The following is a 16,508-nucleotide window of genomic DNA, read 5'->3' as shown; positions in this document are numbered from 1 at the left end:
TTGGCTTGGGAACTGCCTCCCCATCCTGACGCATGCGAGCGCCGGGGTTGAACTCGCTCGAGGCTGGTGCTTACACTATAAATAGGGCAAATAACAAGTTGCCGAAATCATAATCCTATGGTCAGCTGGAAGCGCTCTCCGGAGCGCTCCAGAGGAGGTGACCGCTCATGCGCATGTGGACGGAGTTGGTTCGAACGCTACGCCAAGGGATTGCGCGCATCTTTGGCCCCAACGATGACGACTACCCGCAGACGGGGGTACAGCCCTACGAAGGCGATACCGACGAGGCCGAGTCGAGCAGCTACTACCACTCCTAGGGCTTGCCCGAGGCCGCGCGACTGCGCTGCTCGGGAATCTCAAACCGACTGCCGCTTCGGGCTGTTGGATGCGGCAAGCCCAGCCGCTCGCTGCGGAGGCGGTCGATGCGCCGATCCAGGCGCGGGAAAATGGCCGGGAAGTTGGTCGCGGCCGCGTAGAGGCCGGTGCGTTGGGCCAGCGGATAGAGGCCTACCCCATCGGGGATGAGCGGGTTAATGGCAATGTTGCGGTTGCGGTAGGTGTAGGCTCCCAAGTTGGTGGTCTGAAACTGGCGCGGCTGGGGCTCAACCGAGCGCAGCCACGCCTTGAAGTCGCGGTGCTGCCGGATCCGGCGGCCGAGATCGGGGATTGGCTGGGATTCGCCAGCGCGGGTGGAGGAGCGCTGGGCTTGGCGGTAGGCATCCAGGTATTGCTGCAGATCCAGCCAGGCGCGCAGGAGCAACAGCTCGGGAGGCTGCTGCGGCCCCTCAACCTGAGCCAGCTCGCGGTTGAGCCGCGCGATCGCGGCCTGCGGTTCGCGCTCGCCCAGTAGCGCCACGTAGGCGGCCGGGGTCAGGCGCTCGCGCTTAATGGGCGGTAGCGGCCGGTCGTGCCACCAGCGCAGCAGCAGGATACGTTCGTACAGCGCGTTGTAGTGGCGGTGGCCGGTCGGCATTGCCGCCAGCAGCGCCTCGAGGTGCGAGAGCGTGCGCTGCAGCACGGGTGCTTGGAGCGGCGCCAGCTCGGGGTTCGACCACAGCGGCAGGGTCAAAAACTGCGGATCGACCAGGCCCTGCAAGGTCAGTGCCGTTACGGCCGCCTCCATGCGGTCCTGGCGCTGGTAGGCGCGGGCCAGCCAATAGTAGTGATACAGCACGTTGCGCGGGGCCAGTTGCGTCGCGCGGCCCAGGGCTTGTTGGGCCCGCTCGGGCTGATCGAGCATGAGGCTAATATGGCCCAAGTTGTAGCGGAAGTTGGCATCGTTGGGGGCCAGCACGACGGCCGTTTGGAAGTGGCGATGCGCCGTCTCGGTCAGTTGGCGGGCTTGCGCGGGGGAGTCGGCTGCTTGGCGCAAGCGCAGCAAGTAAAAGCCGGCCACCACCGGGTAAGTGGGGTCCCAGGGCACGAGCTCGCCGGCGTTGAGCCACTGCGCGTAAGCCTGCTGGATGCGGCCGTCAGCTGCCTCGCGCCGCCCGTCCCAGCTCAGGTACATGGCCGCACTGGCCGGCCCCCAGACAAACAGCACGACCAACAGCAGGGCCGTAAGGCCGCTGAGGTCAGCCAGCGCCGCTGCCGCTGGAGTAGCGCCAGCGATGCGGGCGAGCCCAGGTGGCGGTCGGCCAAGCCCACCAGCAGCACGACCAGCGCCAGCAGAGCGCCGCTGATGCGGATGCTCTCTAATTGGTAGTCCGTCAGGCTGGCCACTGTGTAGGCGAACAGGCCGCCGCCTGCGCCGTAGAGCCAGACCCGGTCGCGGTGGTGGCGCAGGGCCCGATCCAGCCGCCATCCCAGCCGCATCAGGGTGCCCAGTAGCCCAGCATAAGCCCCCAGCCCCAATCCGCCCAATTCGGCCAGCAGCTGCAGGGGCATGTTGTGGAGCTGCTGCACGCTGTAGTTTTCTAGGCCGGCGGCAACCGGCCGGTAGCGGTTGTAAGTTCGCGATAGGTTGCCGGGCCCCACACCGGCTAAGGGGCGATCGCGGGCGATGTTGAGCCCGGCCTGCCACATGTAGAGCCGGTTTTGGCTGGAGCGATCCAGCCGAAGCTCCCAGCGCGGACCGGCATCTTGCGGATGATAAATCCATCCGCGAATGGCGGGATTGCTGGCCGCCACCCCCAGCAGGGCCACCAGCGCGGCGGCCGCGCCCGCTAGCCACCGCTGGCGCTGCCGGCCCCGACTGCGCCCGATCGCGATGGCAACGGCCGCCACCAACAGCACCCCCAACCCCAGCAGCCCGCCGCGCGAGCCAGTGGTGTAGAGGGCGGCAGCTAGCAGTGCGCTCCCCAACACGCCCAGGACGCGTGCGCGCCCGCTAGCGGTAACTGCTGCCGCCAGGCTCAGCGGCAGCAGCAGGACAAAGTAGCCGGCGGCAAAGTTGGGGTTGCTAAACGGGCTAAGCCCATCCAGCTGCAGCCCGTTTTGGTTGGCCAGCGACACGGCAAAGGCAATGAGGGCGCTGATGGCACCCGCGGTGACAATGCCAATCCCCAGACGCTGCACGCTCAGCTGCGACTGCCGCAGCCAGTTGCAGCCGCCGTACAGCAGCACGCCATAGCTCAGCGCCAGCGCCACGTTCCAAGCCGCCACGCCAGGAAAGGCAGCCAGTCCGGTTGTCAGCGCCAGCGCCACTGCGATCACGCCCACTGCCCAATCCAGCCCGTAGCCCAGGCGTTGGAAAGGCACGCGGAACTGGCGCAGCATGACCAAAAGCGCCAGCATGGCGGCCGCGAATCCCAACTGCCACAGGGCCAGCCAGGGCCAGCTCACCATGCAGTAGTAGCTCTGGGGGAGCCAGCTAAAGCCCAACAAAGCGGCCAGCGCTACCGTGCCCAGCCAGCGGCCGGCCCGACTGGGCTTTGCTGCCGCATCGCTCATGGATTGCTCCGCAAGCGCCTGCTGCCAACTTACCCGCGATCGCCGCTCGCACGATCTTGGACCGGGCGCTAGGGGGGGTAGCTAGCCCTCATCGGAGCCAAGCGACTGCGCCACCACCGGCGTCAGATAAGCCACTAGGATGCCGCCGGCAAAGCCCAACACGTTGCGAAACAGCGGCAGCCAATCGGCAGTTCGCGTCACAACCGGGCCAATGCCAAAGGCCCCAAACAGGATCAGCCACAGCGGCGAGACGATCAGCGGCCATTGCCAGGCAACGACTTCCCCTTCCCGGCGCGGCACGGCCGCAAAGCCCAGGACCAAGCCGCCTACAATCGAGGTGGCCAGCGTCAGCACCCACTGCTCCTGCGGCAGGCCGGGGACGACTTCGCAGCCACCGTCGCGGCGCAGGCAGGTGCGGACCGCATCCAGGGCTGAGATAATGGCATCATTTTCGCCGTGCTCGCCCACGTAGTACTGGTTGCCGTAGCGCGTTTGCAACTCCACCCAAAACGTGCGCGGCATGCGATCGTAGGCGGCATCGCCAACATTAAACGCCAGCAAATTGCCGCCGCGCGCGTCGGCGACCAGCAGGATGCTGCGCTCGTCGAGTCCCCAAAAGGGTTTGACCGCCCGCCCGGGCGATTCGCTGTATTGGGTCAGCACGCGCAGCTTCCAGCCCGTTTCGGCCTCAAAGCGCTCCAGATCGGCAGCCAGCGATTGCTCCTGCACTTGGGGCAAAAAATTGGCCAGATCGATTACTGGGGTCTGGCGCTCGGGCAGCAGCGAGGGATCGTCAACGGCGCGCGCCGGCGGGGGCAGCGCCACCAGCGCCAGCGCTAGCAGGCCAGCTGCTAGCAGCGGGCGCCATTGGCGCATGCAGCTGAGGTGGAGCCAATGGTTAGGGCGGGGCACGGGCTCGTTCGCTTAACGTTCGTTTACTTTATTTTAATCACGCGGCCGTTCCGGCCAGCCAAGCCTCCATCAGTTCCCTTCTTCGCCGCAGCAGCGTTGCAAAAAGGCCAGCAGGTGTTGGTGAAACGCTTCCGTCGCCTGCATGTAGCAGGCGTGGCCGGCGCCGTCCAAAACTACTTTCTCGGCATCCAACAGCGGCTGGCAGAGGCGGTCCGCTTCTGCAGGCGGGACCGTGCGATCATTGCCGCCCCAAACGGCCAAGGTGGGGACACCCAAGCCCTGTAGCTGCGCCTCGTAGCGCTCAATGCCCACTGGGGCCACGGCCACAAAGCCAGCGATCGCCTCAGGGTGGCGCACCAGCAGCGGCAGGCTGTACCGGCCGCTCATGGATGGCGAGACGATGGCTGGGGTTGCCAGCGCTAATGCCGCTAGCAGCTCGGGCAACACCACCTCAGGCGGATCGTTGCTGCGCTGGGATTCGCCGTAGTCAGGCAGGTCGATGGCAATGGCGCGGTAGCCGCGCTCGGCGAGCAGCGCCAGGGTACCCAGCGATTGCCATGTGGTGGCATCAAAGCTTGCCCCGTGCAGCAGCAAGACCGCCGGACCGCGGCCGGCTTCCAAGTAGTGGATTTGGCTTCCGGAGAGCGCAACGCTGGCGGCACGAACGGATGGACTCATAGGCTTGGGATGGGAGGTGTCTGCTTCCATGGATCCCCGCCGCTCGTTTCGGGCGCAACCCTGGCGGCCGCTGTTTCAGGTGGCCTGCCTGAGTACTTCAGTCGCCATCGTAGGGGATGCGCTGCTGCTAGCGGCATCGGCGCGGATTGCACTGCTGGAGCGGGGGGTGAGGCTAGCGCTAGAAGGGCCGCTAGGACCGCTGCTACCCATTGCAGCCGCCATGGGCGTGGGCGCTTTGGGGGTAGCCATCGGCGAGCGCTGGCGCTGGCCGCGCATCGCCCTCAATGCGGGCAGCCTGTGGGCGTTGGTGCTGTGCCTGATTTTGGGGTTGCTGGCCAAAACGCTGCTGTTCCCCAGCGTGCTCGTGCAGCTGTCATCGCTCACCGCAGCCGGCCTGATGGCAGGGGTCTTTAGCTACGGACGCCCGTACTGGCGCTAGGCAGCAGGTCAGCTTTGCCCCAGCACCTGGGAAGCCGCTGCAACGCCGGCGCCGGGCGTAAAATCGTCTTGGCCCAACTCGCGTAGGGTTACCTCGAGGCAGGAGAGGGTTGCCAGCAGATCGCGCTCGCTGACAAAGCCCAGGTGGCCGATGCGGAAAATTTTGCCCTTGAGCTGGTTTTGGCCGCCTGCCAAGGCAATGTCGAACTGCTGCTTCATGATGGCGCGCACCCGTTCGGGATCCACCTTCTGGGGGGCTACGGCCGTCACGGCTGGGCTGGCGGCGCCATCGGGAGCTAGCAGCGACAGTCCCAGCGCCCGGACGCCCTCGCGCATTGCTTTGGTCGCGCGCTGGTGGCGCGCGAAGATGCTCTCTAGGCCCTCGGCGCGCATCATCCGCAGCGCGACTTGCAGCCCGGCCATGAGATTGATGGGCGGGGTAAACGGGGTGCTGTTTTTGTCCAGGGCTTTGCGGTACATGCCCAAATCCAGGTAGTAGCGCGGCAGTTGGGCCCGCTCGTAGGCGCGCCAGGCGCGATCGCTGACGGCGACGAAGCCCAATCCGGGCGGCACCATGTAGCCCTTTTGGGATCCCGATACGACCACATCCAGATCCCAGGCATCCACGGGCAGGTCGATTGCCCCCAGGCTGGTGACTGCATCCACGATCGTCAGGGCCTCGCCGTGGTTGCGAACGTGGCGGTTGATGGCCTGCAGGTCGGTGAGCGCGCCAGTGGAGGTCTCGGAGTGCGTCACGATGACTGCTTTGATGGTTTTGTCGGTGTCGGCCTCCAGCGGGGCGCGGAACTGCTCCGGGTCCAGCGGCTGCCCCCACGGGGCGCTGATGCGCTCGACATTGAGGCCAAAAGCTTCGGCCATATCCGCCCAGCGCTCGCTGAACTTGCCATTGCAGCCCACCAGGACGCGATCGCCGGGACTGAGGAAGTTAATCGTACCGGCTTCCATGGCCCCAGTGCCGCTGGCAGCCAGGTGAATGACATTGTTTTGGGTCTGATGCAGCCAGTTGAGGTGCTCGGTGATCTCGGCCACCACTTCGCTGAACTCGCCGCTGCGATGCCCGATGGGGTGCCGGGCCTGCGCTAGCAGCACGCTCTCCGGAACCGGGGTCGGCCCCGGCATCATTAGCGTTTGCTTGTCTTCCATGCCGTCCTCTCGAATCCGTCTGGCGAGTGCTGATATTATCCCATCCCCACAGCGCTAGCGCGCCTGGGCATTGGCGGCATCCAGCTTTGCAGGGATCTGGCGCGATCACGACCAGCGGCATTTAGGACTTGCGCTCCTGCCCCGGTCGGCTGTTGAGCGACCACCGCGACTCGTAGGGCAGCCGCGCAGCATCGCAGCTTGCCTCCAGCTCCTTCTGCTGCGCCAGCGCTTTGCGCAGCGTGGTAACCAGGGCCTGGACCTGCTGCCACAGCTCGGGCGAGCTCTCGGTCGCCGGCAGCGTCTGGCGCTCGAGCAACTGCAGCAGGAGCTCGTAGTGGACGCGAGCGGGGATGGGGAGCGGCGCTTGGGACTGTTGGGGCTCGGGCATGACTCAGGCCTGGTTTGCAAACAACTCGCCCAGCGCTTGCCCGGGGTGAGGCTGGGTCAGCAGCGACTCGCCCACTAGCACGGCGTCGGCCCCGGCGCGCGCCACCGCCGCCAGATCGGCTGGCGCGTGCAGCCCCGACTCGCTCACCACGGCAATGCCGCGCTCGCGCAGCTGCTCGCCGCGCGCTTGCAGCAGCCGCTCGGTCACCTGCACCTCGACAGAGAAATCGCTGAGGTTGCGGTTGTTGATGCCGATGAGACCAACGCCGCCAACGGCTAGCACCCGATCCAGCTCGGCGAGCGTATGCACCTCCACCAGCGGCGCCATGCCCAAGCTGTTGGCAATGCGCACGAAGTAGCGCAGGTCTTGGTCCCGCAAAAGCGCCGCAATCAGCAGAGCAGCATCGGCGCCGTAGGTGCGCGCCAGATAGAGCTGGTAGGGGTACAAAATGAAGTCTTTGCACAGCACGGGCAGGCCCGCTTCTGCGCGCGCGGCAGCCAGATGATCCAAGCTGCCCTGGAAAAAATCCTGCTCGGTAAGCACGGACAGACAAGCTGCCCCTGCCTCGCGGTAGGCGCGCGCGATCGCCACTGGGTCGAACTCAGCGCGCAGAGTTCCCCGGCTGGGCGAGGCCTGCTTGATCTCGGCGATGGGGGCTGGCTGCAGGCGGGCTTGGCGCAGCGCCCCCAGAAAGTCGCGCGGCGCATCCGGCTGCTGCTGGATCTGCTGGCGCAGTGCCTGCAGCGGCAGCGCCTCGCGCCAGCGATCCACGGCTCGCTCTTTTTGCCAGACGATGCGCTCCAGCACGTGCTGCGGCTCGCCCTCGGGCAGCGATACCTGATAGCACTGCTGGCTGACGTTGATGGCCGGGTTGGGCGGGCGGCGGCGAATCTCCATTAGCGTTCATTAGCGGGCGGCAGGCGTGAGTTCGGCTCGCTGGAAGGCTTCCCCCAGCACCTCCGAGAGGGTGGGATGGGTGTGGACGTGAAAGGCCAGATCGCGCACCGATTGCCGCTCGGCGATCGCGCTGGCGACTTCGTGGATCAGATCTGAGGCGTGCAGCCCCATGATGTGGGCCCCCAGGATCTCGCCGGTGTCCTTGCGATAGATTGCTTTGGCCAAGCCATCCGTTTCCCCCTCGGCCAGGGCTTTGGTGTTGGCTTTAAAGTAGCTGCGAACGGTGCCCACCTCAAACCCTTCTGCGGCAGCCAGCTCGCGGGCGTCGGCCTCGGTGAGGCCCACATAGCTGATTTCGGGGTGGGTAAAGGCGGCCGCCGGGATGGCGCGGTAGTTCACCCGCTGGGGCTGCTCGCAGATGTTTTCCACCGCAACCATGCCTTGGGCGGAAGCGGCATGGGCCAGCATGAGCTGGCCGGTGGCATCCCCCACCGCCCAAAGGTGGGGAACGGGCTCGCCCTCGGCTAGCACGGTCATGCGATCGTCGACGGGTATGAAGCCGCGCTCGTCAACGGTGGCCCCAACCGCATCGAGGCCCAAGTTTTTGGTGGCCGGTACGCGTCCGGTGGCCACCAGGGCCGCATCCACCTCCAGGGTCTCGGTAACGGCTCGAGTGCTGGCATCGGCCAGCTCGATCGCTACCGGCGAGCCGGGTTGGATGCGCTGGGCCAGGGTGCCGGTGCGGGTCTCGATGTCGCGCGGGGCGATGAGCGAGCGCTGGGCGAATTTGGCAATGTCGCGGTCGAAGCCCGGCATGAGGCGATCCAGGGCTTCCACCATGGTGATTTCCGAGCCTAGGGCTGAGTAAATATCGGCAAATTCCAAGCCGATGTAGCCGCTGCCGATGATGGCAATCCAGTCGGGGATCCAGCTCAGCTTGAGGGCATCGTCGCTGGTAAAGACGGTTTTGCCATCCAACTGAATGCCGGGCGGCACCGCCGGGCTCGAGCCCGGGCAGAGCATGATGTCGCGCGCCGTCAGCGACTGCTCGCCGCCTTCGGCAATGACGCGGACTTGCTGCGGGGCCGCCAGCTGCCCCCAGCCCCGAATGATGTCCACGCCCAAGCGCTGCAGGCTCTTAGTCATGTCGCCGCTGACTTGGGTGGCGAGCTGGTTGGCATGGTCGGCGATCGCCTGCCGGTCGAAGCTCACCGAGCCCAGCTGGATGCCCAGCGACTGCAAGTGCTGGCGATCGTTGAGCTCGCGCACGCGCCCGGTAGCCGCCAGCAGCGCTTTGGAGGGCACGCAACCGCGGTTGACGCAGGTGCCGCCCATGTCCTTGGCCTCGATGATGGCGGTCTTGAGCCCCTGCTTGACGGCTTGGAGGGCGGCCCCATGGCCGCCGACGCCCGCGCCAATAATGGCCAAATCGTAATCGAACCTGTGCGCCACAGCTTGCTCCTAAACTCGCTTGCTATCCCATCGCGCGGCTGGCCCCAGAGGGCGCCTGCCTTCATTCTTGCAGTTCGCCGCTCGCCTACTGGCGTTGCCGGACGGCCTCGAACGCGAGTAAGGCCGTGGCGATCGCCGCATTGAGCGACTCCACGCCGGCCTGCAACGGGATGCGGGCGCGAACGTCGGCAACCGCAGCCAGCTCGGGGGAGAGGCCCGCGCCCTCGTTGCCCACCAGCAGCAGCGTCGGCTGCCGCAGCCCGATCGCCCAATGCGGCCGCGCGGCCTGGGGACAGCTCGCTACGACCTGCATGCCCTGCTGCTGGCTGCGGCGCGCCACCTCCCCGAGATCGGCGCCGGCGGCCATGGGCAGGCGGAACCACTCGCCCGCCGAGGCGCGCAACACCTTGGGGCTTTCGGGATCGGCGCTGCCGGCGCTGAGCCACAGCCCCTGGCACCCGGCCGCAGCAGCCGTGCGGATCGCGGTCCCCAGGTTGCCGGGATCCTGCAGCTGCTCCAGCCCAATGCCCAACTCCACCGGTAGGGCAGGCGAGACCTGAGCGCGGTCGCGCGGGACCGCCGCGATGGCCCCATCGGGGGTCACAGTAGTGGCGATCGCCGCCAGCAGTCCGGGCGCGAGCGTTACCGCCCGCTGGGCCTGCTGCGCCGCTTGCGCCCACAAATCCGGGTGGCGCTGCTGCCACGTTGGCGTGCTGCCCGCAACAGCCAACGGCTGACCGGTGGCGCAGTAAGCTGCCAGCAGGTTCGTCCCCTCGAGCAGTAGCAACCCCTGCTCGCGGCGCGCCTTGGCGCGATGCAGCTTGCGGATTTGTTTGATTAGTGGGTTTTGGCGGCTGGTCAGCATCCGGCTAGCCGCCCAGCCATCGAGTGCGGAACCCGGGACTTGAACCCGGATGTCCTTAACGGACACTAGAACCTGAATCTAGCGCGTCTGCCAATTCCGCCAGTTCCGCAGGCAATCGATCTAGCAATACGCAATGGTGGCGCAGCTAGCAGCGACCGTCAAGCAAGGACACCACCTGCGCGCTTGCGCTGCGCTGGGCCTGGACGCTGCCACGGTTTCAGCTAAGATCGGGGCCATCCTGGCTCGGATTGTCGAATTTGTGGGAGGAGTGAGCCATCAATTCCCGTCCGACCTCTGACACCCAAGCGCAATCGGTCCTCCAAATTTGGGGGGGTGCTCCGCTAGCAGGGTACGTTGGCATCAGCGGCGCGAAAAACTCCGCCTTGGCCGTCATGGCGGGATCGCTGCTGGCATCCCAGCCGTGCCGCATTCGCAATGTCCCCGATTTGGTGGACGTGGCGCGCATGGGCCAGATCCTGACTGCCTTGGGCGTCGGCGTGCGGCGAAGCGGCAGCACACTCGAGCTCGATCCCAGCCAGCTCGATGGCGGTACGCCTCCCTACGAGCTGGTCTCGCGCCTGCGCGCCAGCTTTTTTACCCTGGGGCCGCTGCTGGCCCGCCTGGGACAGGCGCAGCTGCCGCTGCCCGGCGGGTGCGCCATTGGCGCGCGTCCGGTCGATCTCCACGTGCGGGGGCTGCAGGCCATGGGGGCCCAGATCCGCATCGAGGGCGGGATGGTCCGGGCCGCCATTCCGGGCCGCCACAACCGGCTCCAGGGGGGCCACATCCATTTGGACTATCCCAGCGTTGGGGCGACCGAAACGCTGATCATGGCTGCCGTACTGGCCCAAGGCGAAACGACAATCGACAACGCGGCCCAAGAACCCGAGATCGCCGATCTGGCCGATTTTTGCTGCGCTATGGGCGCTCGCATCCAGGGGGCCGGCACCAGCACGGTGACCGTCAGCGGGACGGATGGCTTGCAGGGGGTGGATCGCGCCATCATGCCGGACCGCATCGAGGCAGGGACGTTTTTGGTGGCAGGCGCGCTGACCGGGTCGCAGCTCACCCTCTCGCCCACGGTGCCCGAGCACCTCGGTCCCATCATGGCCAAGCTGCACGAGATAGGGGTCGAGGTGGTGCGCGAGCGCGCCGATTGCTTGCGCGTCCTGCCGGGCGAGCTCAGCGCTACCGACATTGAAACGGCGCCCTACCCGGGCTTTCCTACCGACATGCAAGCCCAATTCATGGTGCTGCTGGCGCTGAGCTCGGGCGATAGCGTCATCACCGAGACCGTGTTCGAGCACCGCCTCGCCCACGTCCCGGAGTTGCAGCGCATGGGGGCCAACATTCGCGTCAAAGACCGGCACGCCATCATCCGCGGCGTCCCCAAGCTCTCGGGCGCGCCCATTGAGGCTACCGACCTGCGCGCCTCGGCCGCGCTCGTCCTGGCCGGCTTGGCAGCCGAAGGCGTGACGACTGTAACGGGGCTGCACCATCTCGATCGCGGCTACGAAAACCTCGAGGGCAAGCTGCGGCAGTTGGGCGCGCAACTGCAGCGTGTGCCAGCTGCCGCAGCCAGCACCTCAGCGCGCGCGCCCACAGCGACCAATGCCTGAGGTTAAGACGGGTGCCCGTTCCGTTACGTTCCCAGCGGCCGGCTAGCGGGCAACAATGTGGGCCAGCGCGGGCTCGAGCGTGGGGTACTGGAACGGAAAGCCCGCAGCCTGCAAGCGGTTGGGCAGGACGCGCTGCCCCTCCAGCACCACCCGAGCGCCCTCTCCTAGCAGCAGCTCCAGGGCAGCTCCCGGCACGGGCAACCAGGACGGTCGGTTCAGGACCCGGCCCAGGGTGTCCGCTAGCTCGCGCATGCGGACCGGATTGGGAGCTGTGGCGTTGAATGTGCCCTGCATCTCGGGGGCGTTGAGGGCATAGCAGAGGGCATCGGCCAGGTCGTCGCGCGCGATCCAGGACACCCACTGGCGGCCGCTACCCAACGGGCCGCCCAGAAACGACCGAAATGGGGGCAGCATCTTGCCCAGGGCGCCGCCGGGCCCCATGACGATGCCAAAGCGCAGGATCGCCAAGCGCGTCCCCACCCGCTCGACTGCCTGGGCTTCAGCTTCCCAGTCCTGGCAAACTTGGGCCAAAAAATCGCTGCCGGGCGGGCTGCTCTCGTCGAAGGTGGCCGTCTCGCTGGTGCCGTAGTACCCAACGGCCGAGGCATTGATCAGGACCTGGGGCGGGCGCTGGGCCTGCGTGATCGCCTCGACGATCCGGCGCGTCCCGATGGCGCGGCTGTCGCGGATCTCGCGCTTGCGGGCTGGGGTCCAGCGCTTATCGGCCAGCGGCTCGCCAGCTAGGTTGATGGCGGCGTCGCAGCCATCCAGCACTTGCTGCCACGCCCCCGAGCGCTGGGGCGTATAGGCCACCGCTTCCAGCTGCGGGTAGCGCTCGGCCGGGAAGATGGCGCGCGCGCGCTCGGGGTTGCGGGTCAGAACGCGCAGCGAGCCCATGCCTTGGGCCTGCAGCCGCTCCACCAGGCGCGTTCCCACAAAGCCGGTGGCGCCCGTGATCGCGACTTGCATGGCTTAGCTTTCTTCGCCTTCGTTGGGTCCCTGGATCTTGAGCATCAAAAAGCCCCAAGCGATGCCCACCAGCGTGACGGTTGTGATGATGAGGGCCGCGTTGAAAATGAGCTCATTGGCCGTCATGCGCTTGCCTCCTGGCGCCAAGCTTGATGCCGGTATGGGTGCATTTTAACCGCTGCGGCGGCTGCGCGAGCCAACGCTAGCGAGCGTGCTAAGTTGGGGTACCATCTGGCCTGTCCCTACGGGAGCGAGCGCTTGCATGACGCCCAGTACGGGGCAACCGCAGCTATTACTGCCAGTCGGCGATCCGGCCGGCATCGGCCCGGAGGTAGCGCTCAAGGCCCTCGCCGATCCGCCCTTGCCAGCCCCAATCGCGCTCGTGGCCGATCGCGAGCTGCTGCGATGGCACTACCGGCAGCTGCGGCCGCACGTTCGTTCGCTGGCCGACCCCGACGATCTCCCGGTACTCGAGGTGCCGCTGGCCCCCTCGGTACGGGCCGAGATTCGTTGGGGGCAGGGCAACGCGGCCAGCGGCCGCGCCAGCTTCGCCTTTCTGCAAACTGCGATCGCGCGCGCCCTGGCCGGGGAGGCCAGCGGGTTAGTGACGGCGCCCATTGCCAAATCCGCCTGGCATGCAGCTGGCTTGGCCTACCCCGGTCAAACCGAGGTGCTGGCCCGGCAAGCCGGGCGGGACTCGGTGGGCATGCTGTTTGCCGCGCGATCCCCGCATACGGATTGGATGCTGCGCGTGCTGCTGGCCACCACGCACGTGCCGCTGCGCGAGGTTCCCCAGCGCCTAACGCCAGCGCACCTGAGCGCCCAACTGGCGGTGCTGGTTGCCTCGCTGGCGCAGGACTTTGGCATCGCGCGCCCGCGCATCGCTGTTGCGGGCCTCAATCCGCACAGCGGCGAAGGCGGCGCCATGGGAACCGAGGAGCGCGACTGGCTGCAGGCTTGGCTGGCGCGGGAGCAGCGCGAGCGCCCTGAGGTAACGCTAGTGGGCCCTGTCCCGCCGGATGCCCTCTGGATCGCGCCCGGGCGCGCCTGGCACGCGCACCAAGCGCGCGCGCAGGCGGCCCATGCCTACCTGGCGCTGTACCACGATCAGGGCCTGATCCCGCTCAAGGCGCTGGCCTTCGAGCAGGCTGTCAACACCACCATCGGCCTGCCCTTCGTGCGCACCTCGCCCGATCACGGGACGGCATTCGACATTGCCGGTCGCGGCAGCGCCGATCCAGCCAGCCTCAAAGCCGCGATCGCCTTGGCCGCCGAGATGGCAACGCGGCGCGTGGAAACAGGCCGTCCCGCCCGTTCGTCTATTTTTTACTCGGGCACCCGCTAACATGGGTGGACCTCGGGACGGTTCGGATCCCGTTCGCGCCTGCCGCAATCGCTGATAGCGCACGAGTTCCCCTGCTATGAGAAACCTCCGCCGCGCGGGGCGGCTTCTGTTGCAAGCCACCTTGGCCGCGCTAGTTGCCGGTAGCATCAGTCTGGCGCAGCAACAGGAGCGCCAGTCAGCCACCGATGAGCTCAACCGGTACTGCCAGCTGCCGCAAGCAGCCATCGAGCGCAAAAGCAAGCTGCGCCAGGCTGCCTTTGCCGGCAACGACCAAGATCGCGCGCGCTATCAGGAGCTAGTTGCCAAACACGCCCAACGCCTAGAGCGCTGCCGCTCGCAGCACTGGCCCCAGACCCAAGCGATTTGGCTGCGGCTCTATCCCTGCGATGCCCGCCCCGGCAAGCTAGAGCAAGTTCTGGATCGCATCGCCAGCCGCGGCTACAACCAAGTCCACCTAGAGACCTTCTACAGCGGCCAGGTCCTGCTGCCGGCAAGCGACAACCCGACCGTCTGGCCCTCGGCCGTTAGCCATCCCGACTACGCCGATGCCGATCTGCTTGCGCGTGCCATCGAGCAAGGCCACAAGCGCGGGCTCGAGGTCCACGCCTGGCTGTACTCGATGAATTTTGGCTATGCCTACACCCAAGCTGACGGCAGCGATCGCGCCATCCTGCGCAACGGGCGCGGCAAGACTAGCCTAGCCACCGAAGGGGACTCCAAGGTCTTTATCGATCCCTACAGTGATCGGGCCCGGCAGCAGTACCGCCAACTTGTCGAGGCCGTGCTGGAGCGCCAGCCTGATGGCGTGCTATTCGACTACATCCGCTATCCCTACGGCTCGGGTAGCAACTCGCTTGCCAATAACGTCAAAGATCTGTGGATCTACAGCGAGGCTTCCCAGCAGACCCTGATCCGGCGCACGCTTAACGCCAAGGGGCGGTGGCTGCTCGAGCGTTACTTGGAGCAGGGTCGCCTGACCCAACAAAATGTTGAGACCCTGCGCGACATGCCGCCCCAGGATGAAGCGCCCCGCTGGCAGGGATACCGCTCGGCCGAGACTGGCGTCAGTCGCGCGCAGCTACAGCGGCAGTTGTGGCGGCTCAGCGTCGCCCATGCCGCGCAAGGGGTAGTCGACTTTCTCCAAGCGGCCGGCCAACCGGTGCTCGAGCGCGACATTCCGGCCGGCGCTGTCTTTTTCCCCAAAGCCAATCGCACCGTCGGCAAGAATGGGTTCGACTCGCGCTTGCAGCCGTGGGATAGCTTCCCCGGCACCCTGGATTGGCATGCCATGTCCTACGGCATTTGCGGGACGCCTGGCTGCATTGTCGACCAGGCGCAACGGGCGGTGCAGTTTGCCCCTGAGGGTACCCAGGTCATTCCCGCCCTGGCCGGCCGCTGGGGCCAATCGACCCAAAAGCGCCCGTCACTAGAGCGGCAAATGCAGGCGCTCCAGTATCAGCTAGAGCAGTTGAGCGCGCTGAGCCACTTTGCCTTCTCCTGGCAGTACCCGCAGCGCGATCGCGAGCGCAAATCCTGCCAACTGCCCTGAGGTGAGGCCCCAGGAGCAGATGCTAAATTAGGGAGTCCGCGACCGTGCGGACGTGGCGGAATGGGTAGACGCGCTAGATTTAGGTTCTAGTACCCTCAGGGTGTGAGAGTTCGAATCTCTCCGTCCGCATGCACTGCCTCCGGACTCAGCCGCTGGGCTGAGTTCGATCGGGACGGCCCGCCATGGTAGGGCTCAAGCGCTGGCAATGGGTCGTTCTAGGGCTTCCCGTTGCCCTGACGGCTGCCCTAGTGCTGTTTGCGGCCGGCTGGCAGCTCCAGCGTTGGGACTTGAGCTGGATTTGGGCAGCCCTAGCGCCGCTGTTTCTGGGCTGGCGCTGGCTGCTGGTGCGGTGGACGCGGCCCCAGGGCAGCTCGATTGCCTCAGCCGCTGCCGAGGTGAGTGCGGGGCTGGCGCGCGAGGAAGCTGAAGCGGCCGTTGCTGAGGATGATCGCCTGCAGCAAGCTGAGGCGGCGCTGCAAGCCACGCTGGCCGCTGCGCGCGAAGATCCCCCCATTTGGGAAGATTGGGGCGCTTTCTGGCAGCGCTGTCAGGCTTTAGTTGTCGCGATTGCGGGAATCTATCGCCCGGCGGTTGAGTACCCACTGCTGGATATCTACGTGCCGCAGGCCTACGGCCTCATTCGCGGCACCGTGGACGATCTGGACCGCTGGATGCAAAAGCTGGCGCCGGCGCTCAACCGGGTCACTGTGGGGCAGGCTTACCAGGCCTACCGGCTCTATCGCCAGTGGGAGCCTTCCGCACGCCGGGCTTGGCAAGCCTGGCGCTGGGCGCGGTGGCTGATCAACCCGCTGGCAGCCGCCGCGCAGCGAGCCAGCCAGCGCTTCGGGCAGCAGGCCAACCAACAACTGGTAGCCAACCTGAGCCAGCTATTGCGCGAGGCAGCCCTGCGCAACCTCTGCCGGCAGGCGATCGCGCTCTACAGCGGCGAAACGCTCCCGCCGGCTGGTAGCACCACTGCAACCCCGCAGCTAGCGCGCCCTGAGGGGCGGACCTTGCAGCAGCTGCTGGAGCAAGCCCCGAGCAGCGAATCAGTAGAGCCGCCGCCTGTGACCCTGTTGCTACTGGGACGCAGCGGCGCCGGTAAAAGCAGCCTCGTTAGCGCCCTGCTGCAAACCGAGCGCGCGAGTGCGGATGGCTCGGCCGGTGCCGAGGCCACCCGGCACTATACCTGGCAGCGTCCGATGGGCGAAGCGCTGGTCGTGACGCAAATGCCTGGCTACGCGACGGTGCCCAGCACCAGCCTGCGCGAGCACGCGGCCGTCCGAGCGCGCGGCAGCGACGTGCTGCTGCTGGCTGCCCCCGCCCCCGACCCCCAGCTG

At 66.8% G+C, this 16,508-nt stretch carries 16 protein-coding genes, 2 tRNA genes and 1 pseudogene (1 of these 19 only partly in view); 7 read left to right on the top strand and 12 right to left on the bottom strand.

Translation table 11 applies throughout. The features are described 5' to 3' along the window. The first annotated feature begins 167 nt into the window (after positions 1-167). Positions 168-317: an isochorismate synthase gene (locus BRC58_03955; protein PSP18293.1), complete on the top strand. Its 150-nt coding sequence runs from the start codon at positions 168-170 to the stop codon at positions 315-317. Here the strand turns inward: BRC58_03955 and BRC58_03950 are convergent. From BRC58_03950 to BRC58_03935, 4 genes are all read right to left on the bottom strand, one after another. Then, positions 314-1,543 (bottom strand): hypothetical protein, encoded by a 1,230-nt coding sequence (locus BRC58_03950; GenBank protein PSP18292.1) that lies wholly within the window; start codon positions 1,541-1,543, stop codon positions 314-316. The genes BRC58_03955 and BRC58_03950 overlap by 4 nt on opposite strands. Further along, complete coding sequence (locus tag BRC58_03945) at positions 1,501-2,892, bottom strand: hypothetical protein (GenBank protein PSP18291.1); 1,392 nt, start codon at positions 2,890-2,892, stop codon at positions 1,501-1,503. The genes BRC58_03950 and BRC58_03945 overlap by 43 nt, the downstream gene beginning before the upstream one ends. Before the next feature lie 81 nt (positions 2,893-2,973). Further along, entirely contained in the window at positions 2,974-3,768 is a 795-nt protein-coding gene (locus BRC58_03940) for a methanol dehydrogenase (GenBank protein ID PSP18290.1), read from the bottom strand. Positions 3,769-3,873: 105 nt separating this feature from the next. Then, positions 3,874-4,482 carry an alpha/beta hydrolase gene (locus BRC58_03935; protein PSP18289.1) on the bottom strand — a complete coding sequence of 203 codons (609 nt, stop codon included), beginning with the start codon at positions 4,480-4,482 and terminating at the stop codon, positions 3,874-3,876. A gap of 28 nt (positions 4,483-4,510) precedes the next feature. On the opposite strand from BRC58_03935, the gene BRC58_03930 reads away from it, so the two are divergent. Further along, positions 4,511-4,921: a peptide chain release factor 1 gene (locus BRC58_03930; protein ID PSP18288.1), complete on the top strand. Its 411-nt coding sequence runs from the start codon at positions 4,511-4,513 to the stop codon at positions 4,919-4,921. Between the two features lie 8 nt (positions 4,922-4,929). Here BRC58_03930 and BRC58_03925 read toward each other — a convergent pair whose 3' ends face one another. The 6 genes from BRC58_03925 to BRC58_03900 form a co-directional block, all read right to left on the bottom strand. Continuing rightward, positions 4,930-6,084 carry an aminotransferase gene (locus BRC58_03925; GenBank protein PSP18287.1) on the bottom strand — a complete coding sequence of 385 codons (1,155 nt, stop codon included), beginning with the start codon at positions 6,082-6,084 and terminating at the stop codon, positions 4,930-4,932. 121 nt (positions 6,085-6,205) lie between these two features. Then, entirely contained in the window at positions 6,206-6,472 is a 267-nt protein-coding gene (locus tag BRC58_03920; GenBank protein ID PSP18286.1) for a hypothetical protein, read from the bottom strand. Between the two features lie 3 nt (positions 6,473-6,475). Next, positions 6,476-7,369, bottom strand: coding sequence for an indole-3-glycerol phosphate synthase TrpC (locus tag BRC58_03915; GenBank protein PSP18285.1), 894 nt, complete (start codon positions 7,367-7,369; stop codon positions 6,476-6,478). Positions 7,370-7,378: 9 nt separating this feature from the next. Further along, positions 7,379-8,821 (bottom strand): dihydrolipoyl dehydrogenase, encoded by a 1,443-nt coding sequence (gene lpdA / locus BRC58_03910; protein PSP18284.1) that lies wholly within the window; start codon positions 8,819-8,821, stop codon positions 7,379-7,381. Positions 8,822-8,906: 85 nt separating this feature from the next. Continuing rightward, positions 8,907-9,686 (bottom strand): rRNA methyltransferase, encoded by a 780-nt coding sequence (locus tag BRC58_03905; GenBank protein PSP18283.1) that lies wholly within the window; start codon positions 9,684-9,686, stop codon positions 8,907-8,909. A gap of 24 nt (positions 9,687-9,710) precedes the next feature. Continuing rightward, positions 9,711-9,795: transfer RNA gene (locus tag BRC58_03900), tRNA-Leu, on the bottom strand. Between the two features lie 166 nt (positions 9,796-9,961). Here BRC58_03900 and murA point away from each other — a divergent pair. Further along, positions 9,962-11,305, top strand: a complete 1,344-nt coding sequence (gene murA / locus BRC58_03895) for a UDP-N-acetylglucosamine 1-carboxyvinyltransferase (GenBank protein ID PSP18282.1) — start codon at positions 9,962-9,964, stop codon at positions 11,303-11,305. Positions 11,306-11,347: 42 nt separating this feature from the next. On the opposite strand, the gene BRC58_03890 is transcribed toward murA, so the two are convergent. Together BRC58_03890 and BRC58_03885 are read right to left on the bottom strand one after the other, a co-directional pair. Next, positions 11,348-12,274, bottom strand: coding sequence for a TIGR01777 family protein (locus BRC58_03890; protein PSP18281.1), 927 nt, complete (start codon positions 12,272-12,274; stop codon positions 11,348-11,350). Between the two features lie 3 nt (positions 12,275-12,277). Beyond that, positions 12,278-12,400 carry a PetM of cytochrome b6f complex subunit 7 gene (locus BRC58_03885; protein PSP18280.1) on the bottom strand — a complete coding sequence of 41 codons (123 nt, stop codon included), beginning with the start codon at positions 12,398-12,400 and terminating at the stop codon, positions 12,278-12,280. Positions 12,401-12,536: 136 nt separating this feature from the next. Between BRC58_03885 and BRC58_03880 the strand changes: the two genes are divergently transcribed. From BRC58_03880 to BRC58_03865, 4 genes and pseudogenes are all read left to right on the top strand, one after another. Further along, complete coding sequence (locus tag BRC58_03880; GenBank protein PSP18279.1) at positions 12,537-13,619, top strand: 4-hydroxythreonine-4-phosphate dehydrogenase PdxA; 1,083 nt, start codon at positions 12,537-12,539, stop codon at positions 13,617-13,619. A gap of 76 nt (positions 13,620-13,695) precedes the next feature. Beyond that, positions 13,696-15,168 (top strand): hypothetical protein, encoded by a 1,473-nt coding sequence (locus tag BRC58_03875; protein ID PSP18278.1) that lies wholly within the window; start codon positions 13,696-13,698, stop codon positions 15,166-15,168. Positions 15,169-15,214: 46 nt separating this feature from the next. Then, a tRNA-Leu gene (locus BRC58_03870) sits at positions 15,215-15,297 on the top strand. 53 nt (positions 15,298-15,350) lie between these two features. Further along, positions 15,351-16,508: pseudogene (locus BRC58_03865) on the top strand (hypothetical protein); it runs 550 nt beyond the window's last position.

The organism is Cyanobacteria bacterium QS_8_64_29 (genome assembly GCA_003022125.1).
Classification (GTDB): Bacteria; Cyanobacteriota; Cyanobacteriia; order Cyanobacteriales; family Rubidibacteraceae; genus QS-8-64-29.
The sequence above is the reverse complement of the archived record's forward strand: the minus strand, read 5'-3'. Positions and strand labels throughout refer to the sequence as shown.